This is a genomic window from Pseudomonas sp. B16(2017), assembly GCF_002113205.1.
Lineage (GTDB): Bacteria > Pseudomonadota > Gammaproteobacteria > Pseudomonadales > Pseudomonadaceae > Aquipseudomonas > Aquipseudomonas pharyngis.
Window position 1 is genome coordinate 1 of the sequence record NZ_NEKA01000019.1, and the last position, 24609, is coordinate 24609.

The following is a 24609-nucleotide window of genomic DNA, read 5'->3' on the forward strand; positions in this document are numbered from 1 at the left end:
GAGAAGTCTCCCACGGTCCGTACTGGCTAGAGTCGGAATCGAGCTTTTAGTCCCGCCCACCCCTTCAAGTCTAAACATACAAGCGGGCTTGCTCGCGAAGGCGGTGTGTCAGTTCATGATGTGTCAGCTGATCCACCGCCTTCGCGGGCAAGCCCGCTCCCACAGGGAAACCCGTGTTCTTCAGAGGGTCGCCAGCGCGCGCAGTCGCACAGCGTCGAGGATTTCGATCTCGCCATAACTCAAGCCGATAATCCCCTGCCCCTGCAACTCCTTGAGGATCTGGTTGGTGGTCTGCCGCGACAGCGACAGCATCGACGCCAACTGCTCCTGAGGCAGTTGCAGCACGCGGCGCGGCGGGTCCAGTTCGCCATAGCCCTCGGCGATCATCAGCAAGCGATGAGCCAGACGTGCCGGGGCCGGCAGCAGGCTCAGCTGTTCGAGGTTGATGAAGGTCAGGCGCAGTTTGTGGCTCATCAACAACGCCAGATGTCGCCAGTAAACGGGTCGCTCATCGAGCAGTTGCAGCAGTGTGGCCTGGGGAATGTTCAGCAGCGTGCAGGGCCCGACCGCGTAGGCATCGTGGGTGCGCGGCTGGCCGTCGAACAGGCAGATTTCGCCGAACCAGTGCGGCGCCTCCACCAGACTCAGCAACGCCTCCTTGCCCTGCTCGCTGACCGCGCCGATGCGTACCGCGCCGTCGAGCACCGCGTACAGCCCGCACGGCGCATCGCCGCGCTGGAACAGCCGCTGCCCCGTCGTCAGCCGCCGCTCCCGGGCCGCCGCCAGCAGACTATCCTGAAAGGATGAGGGCAGATGACTGAACCATTGCCCGGTCAGCAGGCGCTCGCGCCAGACCTTATCCATGCGTTCTCCGAAAGATTGTCGCCTGCCTGACAGAGCGAGCCGTGAACCCGGGGCATGATTCGATCACCCTACAGGAGGAACAACAATGAAAAGCCTCGTCGATCATTTGAGTCAATACGCCGCTTACCACCGTGACCCGCGCAACATCGCCAGCCACTTTATCGGGATTCCGCTGATTGTGGTGGCGGTGGCCGTGCTGTTGTCGCGGCCGGAATGGTCGGTGGGCAGTTTGTGGATTTCCCCGGCGGTGATTGCCGCCCTTGCTTCGGCGTGGTTTTACCTGCGCCTGGAACTGAAGCTCGGGGTGTTGATGACCGTGTTGATGGGGTTGTCGGTCTGGGCCGGGCATGTATTGGCGCAGCAGAGCACCATGGTCTGGCTCAGCAGCGGTCTGGCGATGTTTGTGATTGGCTGGGTGATCCAGTTTGTCGGGCACCACTATGAAGGGCGCAAACCGGCGTTTGTCGATGACGTGAGCGGGTTGATTGTCGGGCCGCTGTTTGTGGTGGCCGAACTGGCGTTCATGCTCGGGATGCGGCATGAGCTGAAAGAGCAGATCGAGGCGCGGGCGGGTGTGGTGCGGGTCAATCCGAATCGTGCGGCGGTCTGAACCACTGCCCGGCTCGCTCGTTCCCACGCTCTGCGTGGGAATGCATCCCGTGACGCTCCGCGTCCATAGCGGCGTTCCCACGCAGAGCGTGGGAACGAGCGAGATCAAAGGCTGGCGACTTTCTGCCAGACCTTCGGCTTGAAGAACAACGTCTCCCCCTTGGCCAACCCGGTCAGGCTGTCGTGGTCTTTCACCACTTCCGCCTCGATCAGATCAGCCTGCCCCTCAACCTTCAACGTCACCCGCGTGGTCGCGCCCAGCGGCCGGATATCGCGGACTTCAGCGGCGTGGTGATCCTCCAGCTCATGCCGCGACAGCGACACTTCGTGCGGGCGGAACAGCACGTGATTGTCATCGCCCAGATGCAGGCGGTTCGAATCGCCGAGGAAGTGATAGACGAAATCGCTGGCCGGGTTTTCGTAGACGTCGCCCGGTGAGCCGATCTGCTCGATCACACCCTTGTTCATCACCACGATGCGGTCGGCCACTTCCATCGCCTCTTCCTGGTCGTGGGTCACGAACACCGACGTCAGGTTGATGTCTTCGTGCAGGCGCGCCAGCCAGCGGCGCAGCTCTTTACGCACCTTGGCATCGAGGGCGCCGAACGGCTCATCGAGCAGCAGCACTTTCGGCTCTACCGCCAGGGCGCGGGCCAGCGCGATACGCTGACGCTGGCCGCCGGACAGTTGCTCCGGATAACGATCCGAAAGCCAGTCCAATTGCACCATGTTCAGCAGCTCGTGAACCTTGGTCGCGATCTGGCTTTCGTTCGGGCGCTGGTTTTTTGGTTTCATGCGCAGGCCGAACGCGACGTTGTCGAACACCGTCATGTGGCGGAACAGGGCGTAGTGCTGGAACACGAAACCGACGTTGCGATCCCGTACGTCGTGACCGGACACATCTTCGCCGTGGAACACGATGTTGCCGTTATCCGGGGTTTCCAGACCGGCAATGATGCGCAGCAGGGTGGTCTTGCCGCAGCCGGACGGGCCGAGCAGCGCCACCAGTTCACCGCTGTGGATGTCCAGGCTGATGTTGTCCAGCGCCTTGAACGCATTGAAATTCTTGCTGACGTTACGCACTTCGATCGACATGAATTATTCCTCCGCGGCGCTGGCGCGCAGGCGGTTGATACGGTTTTCGCTCCACTGCTTGAGCAGCAGGATGAAGAGCGCCAGGATCAGCAACAGGCTCGCCACAGCGAACGCGGCCACGTGGTTGTATTCGTTGTAGAGGATCTCGACGTGCAGCGGCAAGGTGTTGGTCACCCCGCGAATGTGCCCGGAAACCACCGACACCGCACCGAACTCACCCATGGCCCGCGCAGTACACAGCACCACGCCATAGATCAGGCCCCATTTGATGTTGGGGACGGTCACGTGCCAGAACATCTGCCAGCCATTGGCGCCGAGCAGGCGCGCGGCTTCCTCTTCCTGAGTGCCTTGTTCCTGCATCAGCGGGATCAGCTCACGGGCCACGAACGGCACGGTGACGAAGATCGTCGCCAGCACGATGCCCGGCAGGGCGAAGACGATCTGGATGTCGTGATCCTGCAGCCACGGCCCGAACAGGCCCTGGGCGCCGAACATCAGCACGTAGACCAGACCGGCGATCACTGGCGATACCGAAAACGGCAGGTCGATCAGCGTCACCAGCATGCTCTTGCCGCGGAACGAGTACTTGCTCACGCACCACGCGGCGCTGACACCGAACACCAGGTTCAGCGGCACCGAAACCAGCACCGCGATCACGGTGAGTTTCAGCGCCGACAAGGCATCCGGTTCAAAGATCGCCGTGAAGAACGCGCCGAAACCGTTCTTCAATCCCTGCGACACCACGATGAACAGCGGCAGCAGCAGAAACAGGAAGAAAATCAGCCAGCCGAGGCCGATCAGGATTCTGCGCGAAGTGGCGCTGCCACGGCGGGCGGCGTTGGCCGAGGAAGCGGCCGCAATAGACGATTGGGACATGGTTCGCGCCTCCTTATGGGGTTTCGATGCGCCGCTGCAGCAAGTTGATCAGCAGCAACAGGACGAAGGAAACCACCAGCATCAACACGCCGATGGAGGTAGCGCCGGTGTAATCGTACTGGTCGAGCTTGACCATGATCAGCAGCGGCAGGATCTCGGTTTTCATCGGCATGTTGCCGGCGATGAATATCACCGAACCGTACTCGCCGACGCCCCGGGCGAACGCCAGGGCGAAACCGGTCAGCCAGGCCGGCAACAGCGCCGGCAGCAGAATGTGGCGGAACACCTGCAACGGTTTGGCACCGAGGCACGCCGCCGCTTCTTCGACCTCACGCGGAATGTCCGCCAGCACCGGCTGCACCGTGCGCACCACGAACGGCAGCGTCACGAAGGTCAGCGCCAGGGTGATTCCGAGTGGGGTGTAGGCGATCTTGAAACCGAGGTCGGCGGCGAACTGCCCGACCAGTCCGGTCGGGGTGTACAGCGCCGTCAGCGCAATACCGGCCACGGCGGTCGGCAAGGCGAACGGCAGATCGATCATCGCGTCGATCACCTTGCGCCCCGGGAACGTGTAGCGCACCAGCACCCAGGCCAGCAACGTGCCGATGATGCCGTTGATGATCGCGGCGCACAGCGCGGTGCCGAAGCTCAGCTTCAGTGCAGCGAGCACGCGGGGCGCGGAGATGATCGTCCAGAACTGATCCCAGGTGAGTTGGGCGGCGTGGACGAACATCGCCGCCAGCGGGATAAGCACAATCAGGCTGAGGTACACCAAGGTGTAGCCCAGCGTCAGCCCGAAGCCGGGTATGACGGGGGAGATACGACGCGACATAAAAGTCCTTGGTTAAAAACGCATCAATGTGGGAGCGGGCTTGCTCGCGAATGGGCCCTATCATTCAACATTTACGTCGTCTGACACACCGTCTTCGCGAGCAAGCCCGCTCCCACATGGTTTCGTGCCTGAGCATCAGGCTCGTTTCATTTGAGATTACTGCGCCTGATAGATCTGGTCGAACACGCCTCCGTCGTTGAAGAATTTCGGCTGCGCGGTTTTCCAGCCGCCGAAGTCCTTGTCGATGGTCACCAGCTCCAGTTTCGGGAACTGCTGGGCGTACTTGGCAGCCACGTCCTTGTCACGCGGGCGATAGAAGTTCTTCGCCGCGATTTCCTGACCGGCCGGGCTGTACAGGTGCTTGAGGTAGGCTTCGGCGATCTGCTCGTTGCCCTTCTTCTCGGCGTTCTTGTCGACCACAGCCACTGGTGGTTCGGCGAGGATCGACAGCGAAGGCACGACGATGTCGAACTTGTCCTTGCCGCCGTCTTCTTTCAGCGCCAGGAAGGCTTCGTTTTCCCAGGCCAGCAACACGTCACCCTGACCGTTGTTGACGAAGGTGATGGTCGAGCCACGGGCGCCGGTGTCCAGAACCGGTACGTGTTTGAACAGGGTCTGTACGTATTCCTTGGCTTTCGCTTCGTTGCCGCCGTTGGCTTTCAGGCCGTAGGCCCACGCCGCGAGGAAGTTCCAGCGTGCACCGCCGGAGGTTTTCGGGTTCGGGGTGATCACCGAGACGTCATTCTTGATCAGATCGCCCCAGTCCTTGATGCCTTTCGGGTTGCCCTTGCGCACCAGGAACACGATGGTCGAGGTGTAAGGAGTGCTGGCGTCCGGCAGACGCTTCTGCCAGTCGGCCGGCAGGGTCTTGCCGAGCTTGGCGATTTCATCGATGTCGCCGGCCAGGGCCAGGGTCACGACGTCGGCGCGCAGACCGTCGATCACCGCACGGCCCTGCTTGCCCGAACCGCCGTGGGATTGCTGGATTTTCACGGTGTCGCCGGCGTGCTCCGACTGCCAGTACTTCACGAACTCGGCGTTGTAATCCTGATACAGCTCGCGTGTCGGGTCATACGACACGTTGAGCAGTTCGTAATCCTTGGCAACCGCGGAACCGGCAAACACAGCACTGGCCAGGGCGGCCAAAGCGTAACGGCGAATCGACGACATGGTGAAAGCTCCTGGAATTCTTGGTGGTGGCTTTTTCTTATGGATTGCGAAAATCGGGTTGCCTGTAAAGATCACCGCCTGCGCCCACTCTTGCATTGATCCCCGGCAAGAGCGGGCGCAGGCTGGAATCTTTTCTGGATTCAGCTCGGTTTGTTGCCCGGTTGCTGCAAGCGGAATTTCTCTTTGCGTTCGATCTGGACCACCTGGGCGTTATGCACAGTGATTTCCACCGCGCCGAAACGCAGGTCGCGCAAGGCGCTCTGGATTTCACGCAGGATGGTGCTTTCGTCCTGACCGTCAACGCTACGCAGGGATGCGCTCATGGTGCTGCTCCTTTGTATGGGATATGCCTGGCAGTGGGCGGCACTGCGTTCGGCGTGGGAGCAATATAAGAGAGGCGCGGATATTCTTAAAAAGACTATTTAAGAATGTTTATATAACTGGAAAACATTATGTGATGCAGCAAGGGTTTGCGGCGGATTTGCCCGCAGGCAAACCCGCCGTACGCCGTCATCAACCGATCAAGGGCGCCCGGTTCCAGTCGATTTGCGCTTCCGGAACCGGTCGCCCAAACCAGTAGCCCTGCCCCAGATCACAGGCCTGCTCCAGCAGGAACGCGGCCTGTTCCACCTGCTCGATGCCCTCGGCATGCACCTGCATGCCCATGCTGCGGGCCAGGGCGATGATCACCCGGACGATCGCCGCATCGTCCTCGTCCCATGGCAGGCCGGCGACGAAACCCTGATCGATCTTGAGCTTCTGCACCGGCAGGCGCTTGAGCCGCAGCAACGACGAATAACCGGTGCCGAAGTCATCGATGGCCAGACGAATGCCCAGCTCGCGCAGACGGTGCATCTGGTCCAGTGCGACTTCCGGATCGTCCATCACCGCGCTTTCGGTGACTTCCAGTTCCAGATAGGCCGGATCCAGGCCGGTCTCGTGCAGCACCTGCGCCACCTGCTGATACAACTCGCGGCGAGCGAATAACCGCGAGGACACGTTCACCGCGACAAACGACAGCACCACCCCGGCCTGCTGCCATTGGCACATCTGCCGGCAGGCCTGCTGCATGACCCAGGCGTCGATTTCCGAGATCAGCCCGGTGCGCTCGGCAATCGGGATGAACTCCGCCGGCGACACCAGGCCCCGCTGCGGATGCTCCCAGCGCACCAGCGCCTCGACACCGATCAGGCGACTGGTTTGCAGGTCGTGCACCGGTTGGTAGTAGACCCGCAGTTCCTGCTGCTCCAGCGCGCGGCGCAACTCGAAGGCGATTTCGACCCGCTGCTGGGCGTGAGCCGTGAGCTCTTCGGTGTACAGCGCATAGCCATTGCGGCCGCTGCTCTTGGCCTTGAACAGCGCCGCATCGGCGTTGCGCAACAGCTGTTCGGCGCTCAGTGCATCGCTGGGAAACAGGCTGATGCCGAGGCTGGCGTTGATGAACAGTTCATGGCCGTCGAGGCAGAACGGTTCCTTGAGCGCATCGAGAATGCGCTGAGCCAGCGCCGCCGCCTGCGCCGGCTGTGGACAACTTTCCAGCAGGACAGCGAATTCATCGCCGCCCAGCCGCGCCAGGGTGATGCCCGGCCCGAACAACGCCTGCAAACGCGCCGCAACCGCCTTGAGCAAACGGTCACCGATGGTGTGGCCGAGGCTGTCGTTGATCAGTTTGAAATGGTCCAGATCGATCATCAGCAGCGCGCAGCCGCGCTTGTGGGTCTGCGCCGATGCCAGCGCCTGCTCGGCGCGGTCGCTGAACAGCAGGCGGTTGGGCAGGTCGGTCAGCGGATCGTGGTGAGCCAGGTGCTTGAGTTCGTGCTCGGAATCCTTGATCGCGCTGATGTCGGAAAACACCGCGACGTAATGGCTGAGCCGGTTGTCATCGTCACGAATGACCCGGATCGTCTGCCATTGCGGGTAGATTTCACCGCTCTTGCGCCGGTTCCAGATCTCGCCGCTCCATTCGTCCCGCGCCTGTAAAGAAGCGAACATCGCCTGATAGAACCCCGGCGGATGATGCCCGGACTTGAACAGGCTGGGCTGCTGGCCGATGACTTCATCGCGCTGATAACCGGTGATTTCCATGAACGCGCGATTGACGTGCACGATCAGCCCCTGCCGGTCCGTGACCAGCACGCCTTCGCGGGTGCAATCGAATACCGCAGCGGCCTGACGCAGGCGTTCGCGATCTGCCTGGCGTTCACGCAATCGGGCGCCGATGCCCAGGCATTCGAACAGCCGCGCCCGGGCCAGGAAGATCAACCCGGCGCTGAGCGCCACGAACAGGTAGCCGTTGATCAGTTGCCAGCGCAGCAACTCGTCAGAGCTATCGAAGAAACTGTTCAATAAATAACCAGTACCTTGCAGCCAGACCACGGCAAGGACCAGGTAAAGCAGCGCTGCACGCAAGGCATCGCGGTAAGTGGCAGACATTCGGCCGTCCATGTCCCTACAAAAATGTCGGGATTATAGGTCAAGAAACATCCAGCCATCTCTTATCTGAAAGGGCGACTGGTTTTATCTGTGTGCTTGGTGATAATGCAACGGCTGTTTTTTCTTTATCGAGGGCCCTATAGCCTATGTGGTACGAAGGTTTTCTTGGCTTGTCGGCCTGGTCGCTGGTCGCCGTCACCCTGGTGATGACCCACGTGACGATCGTTGCCGTCACGGTCTACTTGCACCGCTACTCGGCCCATCGCTCCCTGGAGCTGAATGCCGGCCTGAAGCATTTCCTCCGTTTCTGGCTGTGGCTGACCACGGCGCAGAACACCCGCGAGTGGACTGCCATCCACCGCAAACACCACGCCAAATGCGAAACCGAAGACGATCCGCACAGCCCGGTCGTCAAGGGTCTGTCCACCGTCCTGCGCAAAGGGGCAGAGCTGTATCGCGAAGAAGCGCAGAATCCGGAAACCCTGCGCATCTACGGCAAGAACTGCCCCGAAGACTGGATCGAGCGCAACCTCTACAGCCGCTACCGGCTGCTGGGCGTGGCGATCATGGCCGTCGTCGACCTGCTGCTGTTCGGCACCATCGGCATCACCATCTGGGCGATCCAGATGATGTGGATCCCGGTCTGGGCGGCCGGTGTGGTCAACGGTCTGGGCCATGCCGTCGGCTACCGCAACTTCGAATGCCGCGACGCGGCGACCAATCTGGTGCCGTGGGGCATCCTGATCGGCGGCGAAGAACTGCACAACAACCATCACACCTACCCCAATTCGGCCAAGCTGTCGGTCAGGAAGTGGGAGTTCGACCTCGGCTGGGCGTGGATCCAGGTCTTCAGCTTCCTGCGTCTGGCCAAAGTGCAGCGGGTCGCGCCGATCGCCCACCGCGTCGAAGGCAAGGGCAGCCTGGACATGGACACCGCCATGGCGATCCTCAACAACCGCTTCCAGATCATGGCCCAGTACCGCAAGCTGGTGATCGGGCCGCTGGTCAAGCAGGAACTGGCCAAGGTCGATCATTCGGTACGCCACCAGTTCCACCGGGCCAAACGCCTGCTCTCGCGGGAAACCAGCCTGCTGGAAGATCGCCATCACGCGCGCATCCAGAACATGCTCGAGCACAGCCAGGCGCTGAAGGTAATCTACGAGAAACGTCTGGCCCTGCAGCAGATCTGGGTCAAGACCAGCGCAAATGGCCACGACATGCTCGCCGCCATCAAGGAATGGGTACACGAGGCCGAGGCCAGTGGCATCCAGTCCCTGCGTGAATTCGCCGACCAGTTGAAAACCTACTCGCTGCGCCCTGCCGCCATCTGATGCCGTTGATCGGTGCGCCCGGTTCCCGGGCGCACCCTTCGGAACTTCACCGTCGATCCCCTATCTCAAAGACACTTCGCCACCCCCGGCGGGTTTTCCCGTGGCCGTTGTCGATTGATCGGCACGCCCTTTGAGATTCGTGTCGATGGTCAACAACAATCAAAAAGACTCATCCCCTCCCCAGTGGCCCGAGGCCGCGCAAACCCTGATGGCATTGATGCACGCCCAGGGCGAAGTCGCTCGGCTCAGCGAACGCGAGCAGCTGTTCAGTTCGCTGCTGGTCAGCGTCAACGCCGTGCTTTGGGCCTTCAACTGGGAAACCCGTCAGGTGTTGTACGTCAGCCCCGCTTACGAGCGGATCTTCGGTCGTTCCGCCGGCCTGTTGCTGGCCGACTACAACCAGTGGCGCGACAGCATCTACCCGGATGATCTGGAATACGCCGAACGCAGCCTCGCCGAAGTGCTGCACAAAGGCGCCGTGGAAGACCGCGAATACCGGATCATCGCCGCCGACGGCCAGGTTCGCTGGGTCAGCGACAAGTGCTTCATCAATCGTCAGGACGAACCGGGGCAACCGGTGATCATCGTCGGCTTCGCCGAAGACATCACCGACAAGAAGCAAATGGAAACCGAGCTGCAACGCCTGGCCACCACCGACGTACTGACCCAGAGCAGCAATCGCCGGCACTTCTTCGAATGTGCCCACCGTGAATTTGAACAAGCCCGCCTGCAAGGCGCGCAAATGGCGTTCCTGCTGCTGGACATCGATGACTTCAAAGTGATCAACGACACCTACGGCCACCCGGAGGGCGACAACGTGCTGCAACGGATTGCCGAATGCGGTCGTGCCTCGTTACGCCGGGGCGACCTGTTCGGGCGGATTGGCGGTGAAGAGTTTGCTGCGGTTTTTCCAGGCTGTGCGCCGGACATGGCGATGCAGGTGGCCGAACGGCTGCAACGGGAAATCCAGCGGCTGAGTTTCAACCATGGTGAACAGACGTTCGGTATCACCGTCAGCCAGGGCCTGACCAGCCTCACCCCGGAAGATGAAAGCCTCGACACCCTATTCGCCCGCGCAGACGCGGCGATGTACGAGGCCAAGCGCCAGGGCAAGAACCGGATCATTTCCGCCTGATTCAAGAGCGGATGCGCAATCAACCCGCTATTTGCGCATCCGCATCAGCTCCGGCAAGCCGATCTTGAGCAACCGCGCCGTGCGGCTCTTCGCCAGTTCCTCGACGCCTTCATGCTCGGTCAGCCGGGCCATCTGCGCCGCCATGTTCATCACCAGTGCCTCGCGGGAATATACCCCGCCACCGAGCTGGTAGACCGAGGCAATCAGCTCGCGCAACTCCAGCGGCAGGCGCCAGCGAGTACGCAACGCCGAACCATAGGCCGCACCGAATTCCGCCAGCGCATCGCCGACTTCCTCCAGCTCATCCAGTTCGCCGCCAGCCTGCTTCCACTCCTGCAGACAACGCAGCAACGCCAGATCACCGAGGCGATGGAGCATCCCGGCGCAATAGCAGCGCTCCTGATCCAGATCGAGCAACCGCGCCAGCGTGCGGGCGTACTCGGCGGTGTGCAGCGACAGGCCCCAATAGCGCTCGGCGTAGTCGGCCAGACACGGGTCGCTGAGCCGGGCGCTGCGCTTGAGTGCCAAACCAAGGATCAGGTTCATGCTTTGCCCGGTGCCCAGACGATGCAGCGCCTGGGCCAGGGTCTGCACTGGCGCACCGTGGTGCTGGGCGGCGCTGTTGGCGGCGGCGATTAACACGGCGGTGACCTGCGGGTCGGTGCGAATTTCCTCTTCCAGCAGCTTCAGATCCAGGCCGTTGGGATTGAGGCTGCGCTTGACCGCCACCTGCACGTCGGTCATCAGTGGCGCGCCGTCGGCCTGCTCGCGGCGGCGTTCGAGGAACACCGACAATGTCATGCCCGGCGCCAGCGCCGGTACTTGGCAGAACACTTCTTCGCCGGCGTTCAGCAGCAGTCCCTGCAAACGCTCGGTCAGGCTTTCCATGTTCAGGGGTTTGGCAAGATAAGCGGTCGGCGCCAGCGGCAAGGCTTCGCGCACGCTGGCGCTGTCGTTGCGGCTGCTCATCAGAATGAACGGCAGCGGCGGATTGCGTCTGCGCTGGCGCACGCTGCGCAATACGTTCAAGCCATCGACGCCGGGCAACTCCCAGTCGACGATCGCCAGGTCATAGGGCACTTCGCTGAGCAGCGTCATTGCCTCCTGGCCATCGGCGCACAGATACAGCCGCGCATCGCAGCGCACATTCAGCAACACTTGTTTGAGCAGGTCACGAGACCACGGGTCGGCCTCGGCAATCAGGACTCTCGGTACAGCGGGTAAATCAACGGCCGTCATGCTCGCCCTCCCTTGCAATGCTTGAACCTTAGCCAATGCTGGCGTTTCGGTACAACCTGAAAACCGCACAGGTGTTTCTCCCGGCATGAAAAAACCCGCCGAAGCGGGTTTTTTGTCGATCCGATCACACGGTGCTGCGATTACAGCTCCGAGAAGCACTCTTCGATGATCGCCAGGCCTTTGTCCAGTTGCTCGTCCGGCGAGGTCAGCGGTACCAGGACGCGCAGCACGTTGCCGTAGGTGCCGCAGGACAGCAGGATCAGGCCCTTGTCACGCGCCTTGGCCACGACAGCCGCGACGGCGGTCGGGTTTGGCTTGTGGCTGTCGCCGTTTTCGAACAGCTCGACCGCGATCATGGCCCCCAGGGCACGGACTTCGCCGATCACCGGGTACTTGGCCTGGATGGCTTTCAGGCCGGTAACCAGACGCTCGCCGACAGCCTTGCAGCGGTCCAGCAGTTTTTCTTCTTCGAACACTTCCATCACGGCCAGGGCCGCGGCGCAAGCGATCGGGCTACCGGCGTAGGTGCCGCCCAGGCCACCTGGCGCGATGGCGTCCATGTATTCGGCCTTGCCGCAGACACCGGCCAGCGGGAAGCCGCCAGCGATGGACTTGGCGAAGGTGGTCAGATCGGCAGCAACGCCCATCTGTTCCATGGCGAAGAAGGTGCCGGTACGGCCAGCGCCGGTCTGCACTTCGTCAGCGATCAGCAGGATGCCGTGCTGGTCGCACAGGGCACGCAGACGCTTCATGAACTCTTTCGGTGCGACGTAGAAACCACCTTCACCCTGCACAGGCTCGATGATGATCGCGGCGATGTCTTTCGGCTCGGCGTCGTTCTTGAAGATGCGCTCGATGGAAGCGATCGAGTCGTCGATGCTCACGCCGTGCAGTTCGTTCGGGTACAGCGCGCGGAAGATGCCGCCTGGCATCAGGCCCATGCCGGCCGAGTAAGGCACGACTTTACCGGTCAGGCCCAGGGTCATCATGGTGCGACCGTGGTAAGCGCCGGTGAAGGCGATCACGCCAGCGCGGCCAGTGGCGGCACGGGCGATCTTGACGGCGTTTTCAACGGCTTCGGAACCGGTGGTCACCAGCAGGGTTTTCTTGGCGAAGTCGCCCGGTACGCGAGCGTTGATTTTCTCGCACAGCTCGACGTACGGCTCGTAAGCCAGAACCTGGAAGCAGGTGTGGGTCAGCTTGTTCAGCTGCTCGGTCACGGCGGCGATGATTTTCGGGTGCACGTGGCCGGTGTTCAGTACGGCGATACCGCCGGCGAAGTCAATGAATTCACGACCTTCAACGTCGGTCACTGTCGCGTTCTTCGCGGACTCGGCGAAGATCGGGTGAATCTGGCCAACACCACGTGGAACAGCTGCGGTACGACGGGCCATCAGTTCAGCGTTAGTCTTGCTCATTACAGTCCTCATTCGCCGCTCATCGGGCGGCGTGGTTCAAGGATAAAGCGGGAGGAATCGGCGGTGGCAGCATGCGATGATCGACTGCCACGGCGTTCCCGGCCGCAGAGAAAATTCCGGTTTGAAACGACGCAAAGGGACAGCGCTCTCGTGCCCTTTGCGTTTACAGCGATCTTCTACCGAGGCTTAGATGCCCAGGCAGAGGTATTTGATTTCCAGGTAATCTTCGATGCCGTACTTGGAGCCTTCACGACCCAGGCCCGAGGCCTTGATGCCGCCGAACGGCGCGACTTCGTTGGAGATCAGCCCGGTGTTGACGCCGACCATGCCGTATTCCAGGGCTTCAGCCACACGGAACACACGGCCCAGGTCGCGAGCGTAGAAGTACGAGGCCAGACCGAACTCGGTGTCGTTCGACATCGCTATCACTTCGGCTTCGTCTTTGAAGCGGAACAGCGGCGCCAGCGGACCGAAGGTTTCTTCCTTGGCCACCGCCGCGTCTTTCGGCACGTTGGTCAGGATGGTCGGCTCGAAGAAGTTGCCTTCCATCGGCTTGCCACCGGCCAGAACGGTCGCGCCTTTGCTCACGGCGTCAGCAATGTGCTCTTGCACCTTGGCCACGGCTTTCTCGTCGATCAGCGGGCCGGTGGTGGTGCCTTCTTCCAGACCGTTGCCGATCTTCAGCTTGGCGACTGCCACTTTCAGCTTCTCGGCGAACGCGTCATAGACCGAATCCTGAATGTACAGACGGTTGGCGCAGACGCAGGTCTGGCCGTTGTTGCGGTACTTGGAAATGATCGCGCCTTCGACGGCCTTATCCAGGTCCGCGTCGTCGAACACGATGAACGGCGCGTTGCCGCCCAGTTCCAGGGAGACTTTCTTGATGTCCTTGGCGCATTCCGACATCAGCTGACGACCGATTTCGGTCGAGCCGGTGAAGGACAGTTTGCGCACGATCGGGTTGCTGGTCAGCTCGCTGCCGATATCGCCGGCGCTGCCGGAGACCACGCTGAACACACCTTTAGGGATGCCGGCGCGCTGGGCCAGTTCGGCCAGAGCGAATGCGGAGAACGGCGTTTGCGAAGCCGGCTTGAGCACCATGGTGCAACCGGCGGCCAGCGCAGGACCTGCCTTACGAGTGATCATCGCCGCCGGGAAGTTCCACGGGGTGATGGCAGCGGTCACGCCGATCGGTTGTTTGATCACGATCAGGCGCTTGTCCGGCTGGTGGCCCGGAATCACGTCGCCGTAAATGCGCTTGGCTTCTTCGGCGAACCACTCGATGAACGAAGCGGCGTAAACGATTTCGCCCTTGGCTTCGGCCAGCGGTTTGCCCTGCTCGAGGGTCATCAGACGAGCGAGGTCGTCCTGGTGCTCGATCATCAGTTCGAACCAGCGACGCAGTTTGCCTGCACGCTCCTTGGCGGTCAGTGCACGCCAGGCCGGCAGCGCCTTGTCGGCGGCTTCGATGGCGCGGCGGGTTTCGGCAGCGCCCATTTTCGGCACGGTGCCCAGAATCTCGCCAGTGGCCGGGTTGTTGACCTTGATCGTCTGACCGTTGTCCGCGTCGACCCATGCGCCATCGATGAAGGCTTGCTGGCGGAACAACTGGGTGTCTTTAAGCTGCATGTCGGCTTTCCTTAACAGCACCGCGCAAGGCGCGGAGCAAAATTATGATTGTAGAAAGGCGCCTCGCAAGGCTGCCGTCAGGGAAATCATTCACCGGGCTGGCACATGAATAGCGCACGACTCGAAACGCGTGCGGCTCAGCACCTGGATCAGGAGCGTTTGAAATCTCAAACGAATCCTAGGTTCAAAGGGGTTGAAGGACAATAGGGCGTTCGAAAAAAAGAACAAAAACGCCGCAATTGCTGAACATTTCAGATCAACGTACCAACAGCCCCGACCGCAGGGAAACCATAGAACAGCCTCCCCAAAGCGCCAAGCGAGCCTTTTGCAGGACGTTACAGCTTTATGGAATGCAGGGGTTTCGACCGACACGCGCACTGACAATAAGCGCCAAAACCCGGCATGGACGCCCCGAGCCGACCTAGGTATGATGTCGCCCGCTGCACCAGTAGCTCAGCTGGATAGAGTACTGCCCTCCGAAGGCAGGGGTCGTGGGTTCGAATCCCGCCTGGTGCGCCATTGATTTAAACGAGAAAGCCCCGGACTGTGATGGTCCGGGGCTTTTTTGTACCTGCTGGCTGGCGACTCACTCCGTCGTCCAGTCAAACTCGTCATATTCATCATCGTCTTCTTCGTCATCGATCAGGTCATCATCGAGAACGTCTTGCTCCAGATCCTCTTCGGCCTGTTTGGCCAGAAGAAACTCCTTGCGACTCTCCGTCACTGCCCGGCGCAGTTCCTCACCCTTGACCGGGCAGTTGAGCATTTGGGCGATGCGGTCGATTTTTTGGGCCACGGCATCCTCCAGCGCATCGGCAATGACCCGATAGTGCGCGTTTTTGCGGGTCAATGCCAAATGGCGGATGGCGGATACGGTCAGTTCTTGCGGATTTTTTCCAGCCGCAGGTCGAGATTCACGTTCGGGTAGCGCTTGTGCAGGTTGTTGAACAGGCTGTCGGCCGCTTGCGACTGGCCGGACTCGCGCAGGCGCAGGACTTCGCGCAGTTGCGCGTCGAGACCGTTGACCGGGGCGGCGGCGCGCTTGCTGACCTTGGCTTCGTCCGCCGTGTCGGCGCTGATCGATTCGCTCTGCATCGGCGCGGCCATTTCCGCCATCGGCGCGGGAGCTGGCGCGGAAAGTGCGCCGGCAGGAGCCGACAGCGATCGGGCCTCCTGGCGGACCCCAGGCGCAGCCGGTTTGGCAGCAGGGGCGAAATCGAATTGAGCCACGGGTTCCGGCGCACGCTGCACCAGCGACAGCATCAGCGCGATGCCGACCAGACTGGCGAAAACCACCTGGTAGCGCGGCTTCTGGCAGGCCTTGAGCCAGCGTTGCCACAGGTTTTGCCGTGGTGCCGGAGTTTCACGGTGGGCGGCGTTGAGGATCAGCGCATCGAGATGCGCCGGCGGCTCGGCGTTGTGCTGTTCGCGCACATGCTTGAGCACTTGCTCTTCGGATGTCGGGCGGGTGTCCGTCATGTCAGTACCTCCTCGGCCAGCAGCCGACGCAGTTTTTGCTGGGCGTAGCGCAAGCGGCTCTTGACGGTTTCCAGCGGTGTTTCGGTGAGGCTGGCGATTTGCGCCAAGTCGAGGTCGCCATGGGCGCGTAGCAGGAACACTTCGCGCTGGTCGGCGGGCAAGGATTGCAGGGCGCTCTCCAGGCGCTGGCTGTCGCGGCTGAGGTTGAGCAATTGTTCGGGATCGGAGGCGTCGTCGCTGACGGCGTGGAATTGCTCGTCGTAGCTGTCATGCAGCGGTTGCCGGGCGCCGTGTTTGCGCCAGTGGTCGATCAGGCGATTGCGGGCAATCTGGAACAACCATGTACGAAAGGTCGCCCTGCCCTGTGGCTGACTGGCACTGCGGATCAGGCTCAGCCAGGTCTCCTGGAAAACCTCGTCGGCCAGTTCCGGTTTGCCGCTCAAACCGAGCAGAAACCGGTAAAGACTCTGCCGATGACGGGCGTACAGGATCTCGAACGCCTTGCCGTCACCCTCGCGATAACGGGCCAGCAGCGATTCGTCGCTGCTGGCCTCAAGGCTGTCTGCAGAAGCAAACAGCTGGGTGATGAAGCCTTTGAGGCGGCTCACTATTCAATCCGTCGCTCGGTGGACATTGCGTTGGAGGCCGTGGACGTACGCAGGCTCTGCGCCAGTTCCACCAGTTGCACGAACTCGTTGCGCAGGCCGAAGCGGTCATCGCCGCGTGCACCTCGGGCCAGGGCTTCGGTGTCCTTGAGGCTGAATTCGCCGGTGTAGCGGCCGTCCTTGAGTTGCTGGGAAAACGCAGCGACCGCGGCAGCGAAACGCAGGTCTTCACTGGCGGACGCAACCTGACTGGCAATCGGCCGCTCGATCAGCAGACTTTTCCCACCCTCAGGCTTTTGATATCGCACGCGCAACATTGCCAATTCTCCTTTCTTCTCGGAAACCACAGCATCGGTTTTTCCGTAACGCAGCGGTTCCAGCCAGCCCTTCTCGCCTGTCGGGACAATTTCATACAACGCCGTCACCGTATGGCCCGCACCGATTTCACCGGCATCGACCTTGTCATTGCTGAAATCCTCACGCTTCAACGCGCGGTTCTCGTAACCGAGCAGGCGGTATTCGCTGACCTGCGCCGGGTTGAACTCGACCTGCAACTTGACGTTTTTCGCCACCACGGCGAGTGTCGAACCGAGTTGATCCACCAGCACCTTGCGCGCTTCGCGCAGGTTGTCGATGTAGGCGTAGTTGCCGTCACCGGCATCGGCCAGTTGTTCCATCAGGTGTTCATTGTAGTTATCCACACCGAAACCCAGGGTGGTCAGGGATATGCCGGTCTTGCGTTTATCCACAGCCATTTGTTTCAGGCTGTCGAAGTCGCTGATGCCGACATTGAAGTCACCGTCGGTGGCCAACAGGATGCGGTTGATGCCGTTGGGGATGAACGCCTGCTGCGCCATCTGGTAAGCCAGCTCGATGCCTGAAGCACCCGCAGTCGAGCCGCCAGCGGTCAATTGCTCGATGGCTGTGCGAATTTTCGCTTTTTCCCGTCCGGAAGTCGGCTCCAGCACCACTCTGGATTCGCCGGCATACACCACCAGCGAAACCCGATCCTGCTCGCGCAATTGATCGACCAGCAACTTCAGGGTGCTTTTGACCCGCGGCAAGCCTTCGGGGCGGTCCATCGAGCCGGACACATCCACCAGAAATACCAGATTGGCCGGGGCCAGTTCCGCCACCGCGCGGTCGGAGGCCTTGATGCCGATGCGCAGCAAGCGGGTGTGCGGGTTCCACGGTGAGGCAGCCAGTTCAGTGGTCACGCCAAAGGGCGAGCCATCGCTCGGCAGCGCGTAGTCGTAGGGAAAGTAATTGACCATCTCTTCCAGGCGCACCGCGCCTTCCGGCGGCAGTCGACCTTGATTGAGCAGCCGTCGCACGTTGGCATAGGCGCCAGTGTCGACATCGGCGCTAAAGGTCGAGACCGGGGTTTCGGCGACGCTGTGGATCGGGTTGTCGGCCAGCTTGGCGTACTGCTCGCGCTGTTCGTCGCGATAGCCCTGTGGATAACTTTCAGCGGCCGGCAGCGGTGCAAAACTGGCGATCGGCGCCGCCCGTACACTGCGCTTGGCCATCGCGCTATCGGCCATCACCGCTTCAGGTTGCACGGAGGATTTCAGTTCGGTCTGCGCCGGAGGCGGCGCGACGATGGTTTCCGGGCTGGAGGAAACGCCGCAACCGGCAACCACCAGCAACACACTGGCAGCAAGGGGGCGTAGAAGCGTGGAAGGAAGGGACATGGGGGCTGACCTCGGGGAAGAATTGATCCATTCATCCCCTGAGACGGGCAGCCCTTTGCGTTCGGGTTAAACCTCGCCGAAATTTTTTTCAGCGGTGATAACGCCGCACCGCACTGCTGTTGCGCAGCACGTGGCCTTTGATTTTTTCCATCAGCTGGGCGCGGGTCAGGCCGGCAGGCAAGGCGTCCGGAGCCAGATCCAGGGCGTAGATCTGGATGATGTAGTGGTGCGCGCTGTCGCCCACCGGTGGGCACGGGCCGACGTAGCTGGTGGTGCCTTTGCTGTTGGTGCCACCGACGCCTTCGAGGGCTGATTTGGCGCCAACGCCGGCGGCAATCTGCCGGGTCGTGGCCTTGATGCCGTAGTGAATCCAGTGATCGACGCCCGAGCCTTTCTGGCCGTCCGGATCGTGCATGACGATGGCGTAGCTCAGGGTTCCGGCCGGGCCGGCATTCCAGCTCAGGGCCGGCGACTGGTTCTTGCCGCCGCAGCCGGCCGCATCGCTGGCCGCCGCCGAGGTGAACAGGCGGTTATCCGACACGCCGGGAATGCTGAGGGTGAAACGCTCCTGGGCCTGCGCCGGAAACTGCACGCAAAGGGCGACGGCAACGGCCGCCAGCCAAGGGTTGAGAGAGGTCAATCGGGTCATTCCGGGAGCACCTTGTGCAGTTGGGCCTTCGTCGGCCTGCAAACTATAGCCGTACCGTTCGTGCCGTGGCAGTGGGAAATGGCTGAACCTCGCAATGCAGCCCAAACTCGTAAGAGAAATGCCTGTGAGGAGCACGACCATGACCCTGCACCGTGTCGCCCGTTTCACCGATGTGCCTGAAGACCGTGGGCTGGAGGTGCAGATCGGCGACTGCAAGATCGTCCTGCTGCGCGCCGCCGGCCAGTTGCGCGCCTTTCAGGGCGAATGCCCGCACGCCGGCGCGCCGTTGGCGGAAGGTGCGTTGTGCCACGGCCGGCTGATCTGCCCGTGGCACAAGGCAGCTTTTCGTGCCGAAGATGGCGCGTTGTGCGAGCCACCGGCGCTGGACAGCCTCAAGCGTTATCCGCTGGAACTGCGCGGCGACGAGGTGTGGGTCGATGACCAGCCGCTGCCGGATCCGCACACCCCGCCGCAGGACGACCCGCGCACCTTTGTCATCGTCGGCGCCGGTGCCGGGGGAACGGCCTGCGCCGCCGCCCTGCGGGAAAAAGGCTTCGGCGGGCGAATCGTGCTGATCGACCGCGAGCCGGACGCCGGCTACGACCGCACGGTGCTGAGCAAATTCGTGCTGTCCGGGGAAATGCCGGCGCCGGAAACCCCGCCCCTGCGCGATGAAGACTTTTACCGCGAACAGCACATCAACCGGGTTTCAGGAGAGGTCACCGGGCTTGATGCCGAAGCCAAAACCCTTCACCTGAGCGATGACCGCACACTGCATTACAGCGCGGCGGTGCTGGCCACCGGCGCGACGCCGAACGCGCTTAAACTGCCCGGCGCCGACCTGCCCCAGGTGTTTGTCCTGCGCTGCAAAGCCCAGGCGCAATCCATCATGGACGCCGCCCAGCCGGGCCAGCGCGCGGTGATCATCGGTGACAGTTTCATTGCGCTCGAATGCGCCTCGGCCCTGCGCCAGCAAGGTCTCGAGGTGACGGTGCTGGCGCGTCACGAGATTCCCTTCGCGGCGCAATTCGGTGAAGCAGTGGGCAAGGCGATCCGGGCGCTGCACGAAGAAAACGGCGTGAAATTCATCACTGATCACGAAGCCAGGGAGATCACCGGCGACGGCAAGGTCGAGGCGGTGTTGCTCGATAACGGCCTGCGCCTGTCGGCGGATCTGGTGTTGGCGGGAATCGGCGTACATCCGGCCACCGAAGCCTTCGGCGACCTGCCGCGCGAGGAAGATCAATCACTGTTGGTCGATGCCAGCCTGCGCGTGGCTGACGGCCTGTGGGCGATTGGCGATATCGCCACCTTCCCGTTGAACGGCAAACCACAACGCATCGAACACTGGCGCCTGGCCCAGCAGCACGCGCGGATCGCCGCCGCCAACCTGCTCGGTGGCGATGAGCATTACCTCGACGTGCCGTATTTCTGGACCTGGCATTTCGGCCGCAACTACGACTATCTCGGTCACGCCGAGACGTGGGATGCGGTCGAATTTATAGGCGAACCCAAACAGCCGCCATTTATCGGGCTGTTCGGTTGCAAGGGCGTGGTAGTGGCGGCGGTCGCCTGCGAAGAGGAACGAGCGATGGCACTGTTGGCCGAACGCATGAAGCAACCGCTGCCGATGGAGGAAGCCTGGCGACTGATTCGCGCCGTCAGGTGATCCGGTTCAGCGGCTCGCGGTTGTCGTCGTCCTCGGCGTGCAGAAAAATCACCCGAGGATGCTCGAGTGGCGCCAGCGGTGGCGGCAGTTCTTCCGGCTGGACCGGCCACAGATGCGGCACCACATGACTGACATCGCCGTCCTGATCGTTGTGGATGGTCATCACGCCCGGCCCGCGCAGTTTCTGAAAGCGCTCGTCGCACAGTTTGAAGCTGCGGCTCAGCCCCTCATCGTCGACCACCGGGGACGGCAGGCGGCGTTGAGCGAAGCTTCGGCTCTTGCGTTGCTGATAGCGCGCCCAGCCGATCAGGATCACTGCGTTGACCAGCGCCACCCACAGGTAAATCTGCAAGGTGCCGAGGGCTTCGAATGCCGAGTTGTCGATGCGCGGGCCGCCTTCGTGGGTCTCGATCAGCGGCCATAAACCGCGCGCCAGCAGATACAGCAGACCGATCCAGGCCAGCACGGTGAAGAACGCATCGACCACCACCAGAAACGGCCGTTGGCGGGTCCGGATGATTTTCATTTGATTACCTCCTCTTCATCGTCCCCGAGCGGCTTGATACCCCGGTCGGGACTGACCCAGCGCGCACGCTTCTGGTGTTGGCCGAACAAGACTTTGGGGAAACTGACCAGCGTGGTCAGCAGGCTGACGAACCAGAACGCAATCGGATACCAGACCACCCAGAACATGGTCTTGCCCAGGCCCGGTTCGTAGCGCCGGTCAATGATGATGCTGACCGCGAACTGCACCAGGCAGACAAACGCCAGCAGCAGACCGGTAAACGCCGGCGGCATGAGGTGATCGACGGCAATGGCTTCCGGCATGACCACGAACTTGCCGACGGCCCAGAAGATCACCGACAACAGGAAGGTGAACGCCCAACCGGTCGACAGGCAGTATTCGAACAGCAGCGGCCACAGGTAACGGTGACGGTACTGCCAGATCCCGCGAATGTTTTTGAACAGCACTTCGGCGCCGCCCTGGGCCCAGCGCAGACGCTGTTTCCACAGACCGCGCAGGGTTTCCGGCATCAGGATCCAGCACAGGGCACGGGGCTCGTAGAAGATGCTCCAGTGATCCAGTTGCAGCTTCCAGCTGATGTCGATGTCTTCGGTGATCATGTCCGGGCTCCAGTAGCCAACCCGGTTCAGCGCCGTGCGGCGGAACGCAACGATCACACCCGACACCGTAAAGATCCGCCCGAATACCCGCTGGGTGCGCTTGATCAGCCCGATGATCGACGAGAACTCGCCGACCTGAACCCGACCGACCAGGGTCGAACGCGTGCGGATTCGTGGGTTGCCGGTCACCGCACCCAGTCGTGCGTTGTCGAGCATCGGCGCGACGAGGTAAGCGGCGGTGTTCGGCGCCAGCAGCGCATCACCGTCGATGCACACCAGATATTCGCTGCGCGCAGCGATGGCGCCCATGCGCAGGGCCACGGCCTTGCCCTGGTTTTCCGCCAGGTGCAGCACCCGCAGCCGTGGGTCTTCCTTGGCCAGCGCATCCAGCACTTGCGCGGTGTTGTCCTTGGAGCCGTCATTGATCGCGATGACTTCGATGTTCGGGTAATGCTGCGCCAGCGCCGCGTGGATGGTGTCGGCGGCGTTGTCGCCCTCGTTGTAGCAAGGGATCAGGATCGAAATCAGCGGTTCGCCTTCCAGCGGTGGCGGCAGGGTGTCGTCCTTCCACGGCCAGTGCCGCTCCCAGTGCAGCCAGAAATACAGGCCACCGGAAATCCACAACCCGGACATGAACAGCGGGTAGAAGAACACGAAGTCCATCAGGAATTGCCCGGTGACCAGGAAGATCAGCCCCAGCGGGACGCCGAGGACGATCGCCAGAACAAGCAGGGCCAGCAGTCTATCCAGCATGTCATGGGTTCCATTTGTTGGAGAGCGCAGGCCGCACGGTTTTCAGGTCCGGCAGGTTCTCGAGAAAGTTGTCCGGGTAGTAGCCGAAACTGGTGGCGCCCTGACGCTTGAGGCGGCTCATCCAGTCGGCCAGTTGTGCGCCGTCGATGTCGGCCTGGTCCTTTTTCGTCCAGTCCCGGGCCTGCAGTTCGAACACCGTGCGGTCCAGCGCACCAGGGCGCTGTTTGATCTTCGCCACCAGTTCTTCGAGCCACGGGCCGGACTGCGCATACGTCTGTTTTTCCATGAGCGGCATGGCCATCGGCGCCGTCCAGTCGTAAGTCACGAGGAAGTCGTCGAGGTTCTGCGCGAACCACGCTTCGCTGTGCGGATTGAGCACCGGCTCGGCGAAGATGTTGCGCGCGGTAAGCACTTGCGGGCCACGAATCGCGCGCACCTTGGCGGTCAGTTCGTTGGTGAAGTCGATCAGGTAACGGCTCTTGAAGCGCGTCCAGCGCTGCATCGCCGCCGGATCGTCACGCAGAGCGGCGATCGAGCCCGGCAAGCCTTGGGCGGTGTAAGCCTTCAGCGCCTGAGGGCCGGCGTCTTCGAAGTCCGAAAGCACCGCGTCGTCGTGGTAGAGAATGCCGTCGACCGAAGTCAGGCGCGCCACGTCTTCGTAGATCTCGCCAATGATCCGCCGTACCTCGGGATCGAACGGCGACAGGCGCTTGTATTGATCCGGATCGACAGCGGTCGTGCCGGTCTTCGGATCCCAGCGCGTCACCCGTGGCAGCTTCGAATCCAGTTCGAAACTCAGCACCGGCATCCACGCAAAGACCTTCACGTGAGCCCGGGTGCGCAATTGCCAGGCGACGCGGTCGAACAGGTCGGCGCGCATCGGCAGATGACGGTTGGGGAAGTACAACGAATGCACCAGCCCATCGCCCTTCGGATCGGCGAAGGCTTGCAGGAACACCGTGTTGGCGCCCATGTCAGCCATGCGCTGGATCAGTTTGCCGAGGTTGATTTCCTGCTGCGCCGGGTCCGGGTCGTAGACGTTATCCAGATCCACGTGTACGACGCGCATGGTGAAATCCGATTGCACGCCGACCACGCTGTTGGCGAAGTGCTCGCCGTCAGGGTCGGAAGCCACCAGGAAACGCGGCCCGCTCATCAGGTTGTCGAGGGCATCGAGGCCGTCATCGAGGGTCAGGGCCATTTCATAGCCTTCCTCGCTCACCACGGTCAGCGACGTGCCGTCCGCCGTGCCGTAAGGCCAGACCCAGACGCGCGGTTTCTTACCGGTGTTCTTGCGGATTTTCTCCGAGATCGCCTGCACGTCGGCGCGGATCCGCGCCTGGAAATCGGCCTCGGACTCATAGCGTTTGCTCACCGGATCGTAGCGTCGGGTCGCGGCCGCCGGCTGCAGGTTGCCTTGCGGGTTGGCGAGAATGCCTTTGTGATTGGCATCGGTGTGAGCGGCGATTTCCACCAGACCCGACTGCGAGATTTCCCGCACCTGAGCCCAGGTCAGGAAGTCCGAGCGCGGACGCGGCGTGCCGGCGAAATCCACCGGCTGGTTCAGCGGCGTATCGATCCAGGTGCCGACCGGCGCCAGCAGCGCATGCCAGTTGTAGGCGCGCAAAACCGGCAACACGCGGGTGTAGAAGCTTGAATAACCGTCGTCGAAGCTGAGCAGGATTGCCTTGGGCGGCAGTTCCGGCCCGCCTTGGCGCGCGGCCATGATCTGATCGACCGTCACCGGTTTGTAGTTGTTCTCCCGCAACCAGGCGAGCTGTTCGAGCAGACGCTCGGTGCGCACCGCCACTACCGCCTGATCGGGGTCTCGGTCTTCGACGTCGTGGTAGGCAATGCCCAGCACGTGGTTTTTCGGCCAGGGCTTTTCATTGGCTGCCAGCGGTCGCTCGGACGGCGGCGCAAAGGCCGGGGCTTGCTGGGCGCAGGCGCTGACCAGCAGCACTCCCAGCAGAAGGAAGAAACGCGAAATCAAAGGCATCTTCA

At 62.0% G+C, this 24609-nt stretch carries 22 protein-coding genes and 1 tRNA gene; 5 read left to right on the forward strand and 18 right to left on the reverse strand.

All coding sequences use genetic code 11. The annotated features are described in order from the left end of the window. Positions 1 to 180: 180 nt before the first annotated feature. Positions 181 to 864: a Crp/Fnr family transcriptional regulator gene (locus tag CAG25_RS25275; RefSeq protein ID WP_064592639.1), complete on the reverse strand. Its 684-nt coding sequence runs from the start codon at positions 862 to 864 to the stop codon at positions 181 to 183. Between the two features lie 85 nt (positions 865 to 949). Here CAG25_RS25275 and CAG25_RS25280 point away from each other — a divergent pair, with 85 nt between their 5' ends. Continuing rightward, complete coding sequence (locus CAG25_RS25280; protein WP_085613308.1) at positions 950 to 1474, forward strand: DUF962 domain-containing protein; 525 nt, start codon at positions 950 to 952, stop codon at positions 1472 to 1474. A 104-nt stretch (positions 1475 to 1578) separates the two neighbouring features. Here the strand turns inward: CAG25_RS25280 and CAG25_RS25285 are convergent, their stop codons facing one another. The 6 genes from CAG25_RS25285 to dibA form a co-directional block, all read right to left on the reverse strand. After that, a complete protein-coding gene (locus CAG25_RS25285) occupies positions 1579 to 2568 on the reverse strand; it encodes a sulfate/molybdate ABC transporter ATP-binding protein (RefSeq protein ID WP_064592629.1) in 990 nt (329 codons plus the stop codon). Positions 2569 to 2571: 3 nt separating this feature from the next. Beyond that, entirely contained in the window at positions 2572 to 3444 is an 873-nt protein-coding gene (cysW, locus tag CAG25_RS25290) for a sulfate ABC transporter permease subunit CysW (protein WP_085613309.1), read from the reverse strand. A 13-nt stretch (positions 3445 to 3457) separates the two neighbouring features. Further along, positions 3458 to 4276, reverse strand: coding sequence for a sulfate ABC transporter permease subunit CysT (gene cysT, locus CAG25_RS25295; protein WP_007952818.1), 819 nt, complete (start codon positions 4274 to 4276; stop codon positions 3458 to 3460). A gap of 156 nt (positions 4277 to 4432) precedes the next feature. Beyond that, entirely contained in the window at positions 4433 to 5446 is a 1014-nt protein-coding gene (locus tag CAG25_RS25300; RefSeq protein WP_011331904.1) for a sulfate ABC transporter substrate-binding protein, read from the reverse strand. Between the two features lie 140 nt (positions 5447 to 5586). After that, positions 5587 to 5769 (reverse strand): sulfur starvation response protein OscA, encoded by a 183-nt coding sequence (gene oscA / locus CAG25_RS25305; protein ID WP_039772974.1) that lies wholly within the window; start codon positions 5767 to 5769, stop codon positions 5587 to 5589. Positions 5770 to 5959: 190 nt separating this feature from the next. After that, on the reverse strand, positions 5960 to 7879 hold the full coding sequence (dibA, locus tag CAG25_RS25310) for a phosphodiesterase DibA (protein ID WP_085613310.1): 1920 nt from the start codon (positions 7877 to 7879) through the stop codon (positions 5960 to 5962). 146 nt (positions 7880 to 8025) lie between these two features. Here dibA and desA point away from each other — a divergent pair, with 146 nt between their 5' ends. Both desA and CAG25_RS25320 read left to right on the forward strand, forming a co-directional pair. Continuing rightward, the gene (gene desA, locus CAG25_RS25315) at positions 8026 to 9210 is read left to right on the forward strand and encodes a delta-9 fatty acid desaturase DesA (protein WP_085613311.1); all 1185 of its coding nucleotides are present in this window, start codon (positions 8026 to 8028) and stop codon (positions 9208 to 9210) included. 145 nt (positions 9211 to 9355) lie between these two features. After that, a complete protein-coding gene (locus CAG25_RS25320; protein ID WP_085613312.1) occupies positions 9356 to 10345 on the forward strand; it encodes a sensor domain-containing diguanylate cyclase in 990 nt (329 codons plus the stop codon). A 27-nt stretch (positions 10346 to 10372) separates the two neighbouring features. Here the strand turns inward: CAG25_RS25320 and CAG25_RS25325 are convergent, their stop codons facing one another. The 3 genes from CAG25_RS25325 to gabD all read right to left on the reverse strand — a co-directional run bounded on the left by CAG25_RS25325 (position 10373) and on the right by gabD (position 14631). Continuing rightward, on the reverse strand, positions 10373 to 11584 hold the full coding sequence (locus CAG25_RS25325; RefSeq protein ID WP_085613313.1) for a response regulator: 1212 nt from the start codon (positions 11582 to 11584) through the stop codon (positions 10373 to 10375). A gap of 140 nt (positions 11585 to 11724) precedes the next feature. After that, on the reverse strand, positions 11725 to 13002 hold the full coding sequence (gene gabT / locus CAG25_RS25330; protein WP_007957613.1) for a 4-aminobutyrate--2-oxoglutarate transaminase: 1278 nt from the start codon (positions 13000 to 13002) through the stop codon (positions 11725 to 11727). Between the two features lie 186 nt (positions 13003 to 13188). Continuing rightward, the gene (gene gabD, locus CAG25_RS25335; protein ID WP_064592619.1) at positions 13189 to 14631 is read right to left on the reverse strand and encodes an NADP-dependent succinate-semialdehyde dehydrogenase; all 1443 of its coding nucleotides are present in this window, start codon (positions 14629 to 14631) and stop codon (positions 13189 to 13191) included. A gap of 442 nt (positions 14632 to 15073) precedes the next feature. Here gabD and CAG25_RS25340 point away from each other — a divergent pair. Then, positions 15074 to 15150: transfer RNA gene (locus tag CAG25_RS25340), tRNA-Arg, on the forward strand. A gap of 67 nt (positions 15151 to 15217) precedes the next feature. On the opposite strand, the gene CAG25_RS25345 is transcribed toward CAG25_RS25340, so the two are convergent. The 5 genes from CAG25_RS25345 to CAG25_RS25365 form a co-directional block, all read right to left on the reverse strand. Further along, on the reverse strand, positions 15218 to 15487 hold the full coding sequence (locus CAG25_RS25345) for a hypothetical protein (RefSeq protein WP_256575423.1): 270 nt from the start codon (positions 15485 to 15487) through the stop codon (positions 15218 to 15220). A gap of 20 nt (positions 15488 to 15507) precedes the next feature. Next, positions 15508 to 16110 (reverse strand): hypothetical protein, encoded by a 603-nt coding sequence (locus tag CAG25_RS25350; RefSeq protein WP_085613314.1) that lies wholly within the window; start codon positions 16108 to 16110, stop codon positions 15508 to 15510. Further along, entirely contained in the window at positions 16107 to 16688 is a 582-nt protein-coding gene (locus CAG25_RS25355; RefSeq protein WP_039773061.1) for an RNA polymerase sigma factor, read from the reverse strand. Before CAG25_RS25355 ends, CAG25_RS25350 begins: the two co-directional genes overlap by 4 nt. A gap of 29 nt (positions 16689 to 16717) precedes the next feature. Then, positions 16718 to 18409 carry a VWA domain-containing protein gene (locus tag CAG25_RS25360; protein WP_085613315.1) on the reverse strand — a complete coding sequence of 564 codons (1692 nt, stop codon included), beginning with the start codon at positions 18407 to 18409 and terminating at the stop codon, positions 16718 to 16720. An 88-nt stretch (positions 18410 to 18497) separates the two neighbouring features. Beyond that, entirely contained in the window at positions 18498 to 19058 is a 561-nt protein-coding gene (locus tag CAG25_RS25365) for a YbhB/YbcL family Raf kinase inhibitor-like protein (RefSeq protein WP_085613316.1), read from the reverse strand. A gap of 139 nt (positions 19059 to 19197) precedes the next feature. Here CAG25_RS25365 and CAG25_RS25370 point away from each other — a divergent pair, with 139 nt between their 5' ends. Then, a complete protein-coding gene (locus tag CAG25_RS25370) occupies positions 19198 to 20727 on the forward strand; it encodes an FAD-dependent oxidoreductase (protein ID WP_085613317.1) in 1530 nt (509 codons plus the stop codon). On the opposite strand, the gene pgaD is transcribed toward CAG25_RS25370, so the two are convergent. Genes pgaD through pgaB form a run of 3 tightly spaced genes read right to left on the reverse strand, consistent with a single transcriptional unit; the run spans position 20720 to position 24604 of the window. Next, entirely contained in the window at positions 20720 to 21253 is a 534-nt protein-coding gene (gene pgaD / locus CAG25_RS25375) for a poly-beta-1,6-N-acetyl-D-glucosamine biosynthesis protein PgaD (protein ID WP_085613318.1), read from the reverse strand. The two genes, CAG25_RS25370 and pgaD, sit on opposite strands and share 8 nt — an antisense overlap. Continuing rightward, complete coding sequence (pgaC, locus tag CAG25_RS25380) at positions 21250 to 22605, reverse strand: poly-beta-1,6-N-acetyl-D-glucosamine synthase (RefSeq protein ID WP_064592607.1); 1356 nt, start codon at positions 22603 to 22605, stop codon at positions 21250 to 21252. The genes pgaD and pgaC overlap by 4 nt, the downstream gene beginning before the upstream one ends. A gap of 1 nt (position 22606) precedes the next feature. Next, entirely contained in the window at positions 22607 to 24604 is a 1998-nt protein-coding gene (gene pgaB, locus CAG25_RS25385; protein WP_085613319.1) for a poly-beta-1,6-N-acetyl-D-glucosamine N-deacetylase PgaB, read from the reverse strand. Between the last annotated feature and the right edge of the window lie 5 nt (positions 24605 to 24609).

Coding starts and splice junctions, on each gene's coding strand:
- CAG25_RS25275 (WP_064592639.1), bottom strand. CDS start 864: ATGGATAAGGTCTGGCGCGAGCGCCTGCTGACCGGGCAATGGTTCAGT.
- CAG25_RS25280 (WP_085613308.1), top strand. CDS start 950: ATGAAAAGCCTCGTCGATCATTTGAGTCAATACGCCGCTTACCACCGT.
- CAG25_RS25285 (WP_064592629.1), bottom strand. CDS start 2,568: ATGTCGATCGAAGTGCGTAACGTCAGCAAGAATTTCAATGCGTTCAAG.
- cysW (WP_085613309.1), bottom strand. CDS start 3,444: ATGTCCCAATCGTCTATTGCGGCCGCTTCCTCGGCCAACGCCGCCCGC.
- cysT (WP_007952818.1), bottom strand. CDS start 4,276: ATGTCGCGTCGTATCTCCCCCGTCATACCCGGCTTCGGGCTGACGCTG.
- CAG25_RS25300 (WP_011331904.1), bottom strand. CDS start 5,446: ATGTCGTCGATTCGCCGTTACGCTTTGGCCGCCCTGGCCAGTGCTGTG.
- oscA (WP_039772974.1), bottom strand. CDS start 5,769: ATGAGCGCATCCCTGCGTAGCGTTGACGGTCAGGACGAAAGCACCATC.
- dibA (WP_085613310.1), bottom strand. CDS start 7,879: ATGTCTGCCACTTACCGCGATGCCTTGCGTGCAGCGCTGCTTTACCTG.
- desA (WP_085613311.1), top strand. CDS start 8,026: ATGTGGTACGAAGGTTTTCTTGGCTTGTCGGCCTGGTCGCTGGTCGCC.
- CAG25_RS25320 (WP_085613312.1), top strand. CDS start 9,356: ATGGTCAACAACAATCAAAAAGACTCATCCCCTCCCCAGTGGCCCGAG.
- CAG25_RS25325 (WP_085613313.1), bottom strand. CDS start 11,584: ATGACGGCCGTTGATTTACCCGCTGTACCGAGAGTCCTGATTGCCGAG.
- gabT (WP_007957613.1), bottom strand. CDS start 13,002: ATGAGCAAGACTAACGCTGAACTGATGGCCCGTCGTACCGCAGCTGTT.
- gabD (WP_064592619.1), bottom strand. CDS start 14,631: ATGCAGCTTAAAGACACCCAGTTGTTCCGCCAGCAAGCCTTCATCGAT.
- CAG25_RS25350 (WP_085613314.1), bottom strand. CDS start 16,110: ATGACGGACACCCGCCCGACATCCGAAGAGCAAGTGCTCAAGCATGTG.
- CAG25_RS25360 (WP_085613315.1), bottom strand. CDS start 18,409: ATGTCCCTTCCTTCCACGCTTCTACGCCCCCTTGCTGCCAGTGTGTTG.
- CAG25_RS25365 (WP_085613316.1), bottom strand. CDS start 19,058: ATGACCCGATTGACCTCTCTCAACCCTTGGCTGGCGGCCGTTGCCGTC.
- CAG25_RS25370 (WP_085613317.1), top strand. CDS start 19,198: ATGACCCTGCACCGTGTCGCCCGTTTCACCGATGTGCCTGAAGACCGT.
- pgaD (WP_085613318.1), bottom strand. CDS start 21,253: ATGAAAATCATCCGGACCCGCCAACGGCCGTTTCTGGTGGTGGTCGAT.
- pgaC (WP_064592607.1), bottom strand. CDS start 22,605: ATGCTGGATAGACTGCTGGCCCTGCTTGTTCTGGCGATCGTCCTCGGC.
- pgaB (WP_085613319.1), bottom strand. CDS start 24,604: ATGCCTTTGATTTCGCGTTTCTTCCTTCTGCTGGGAGTGCTGCTGGTC.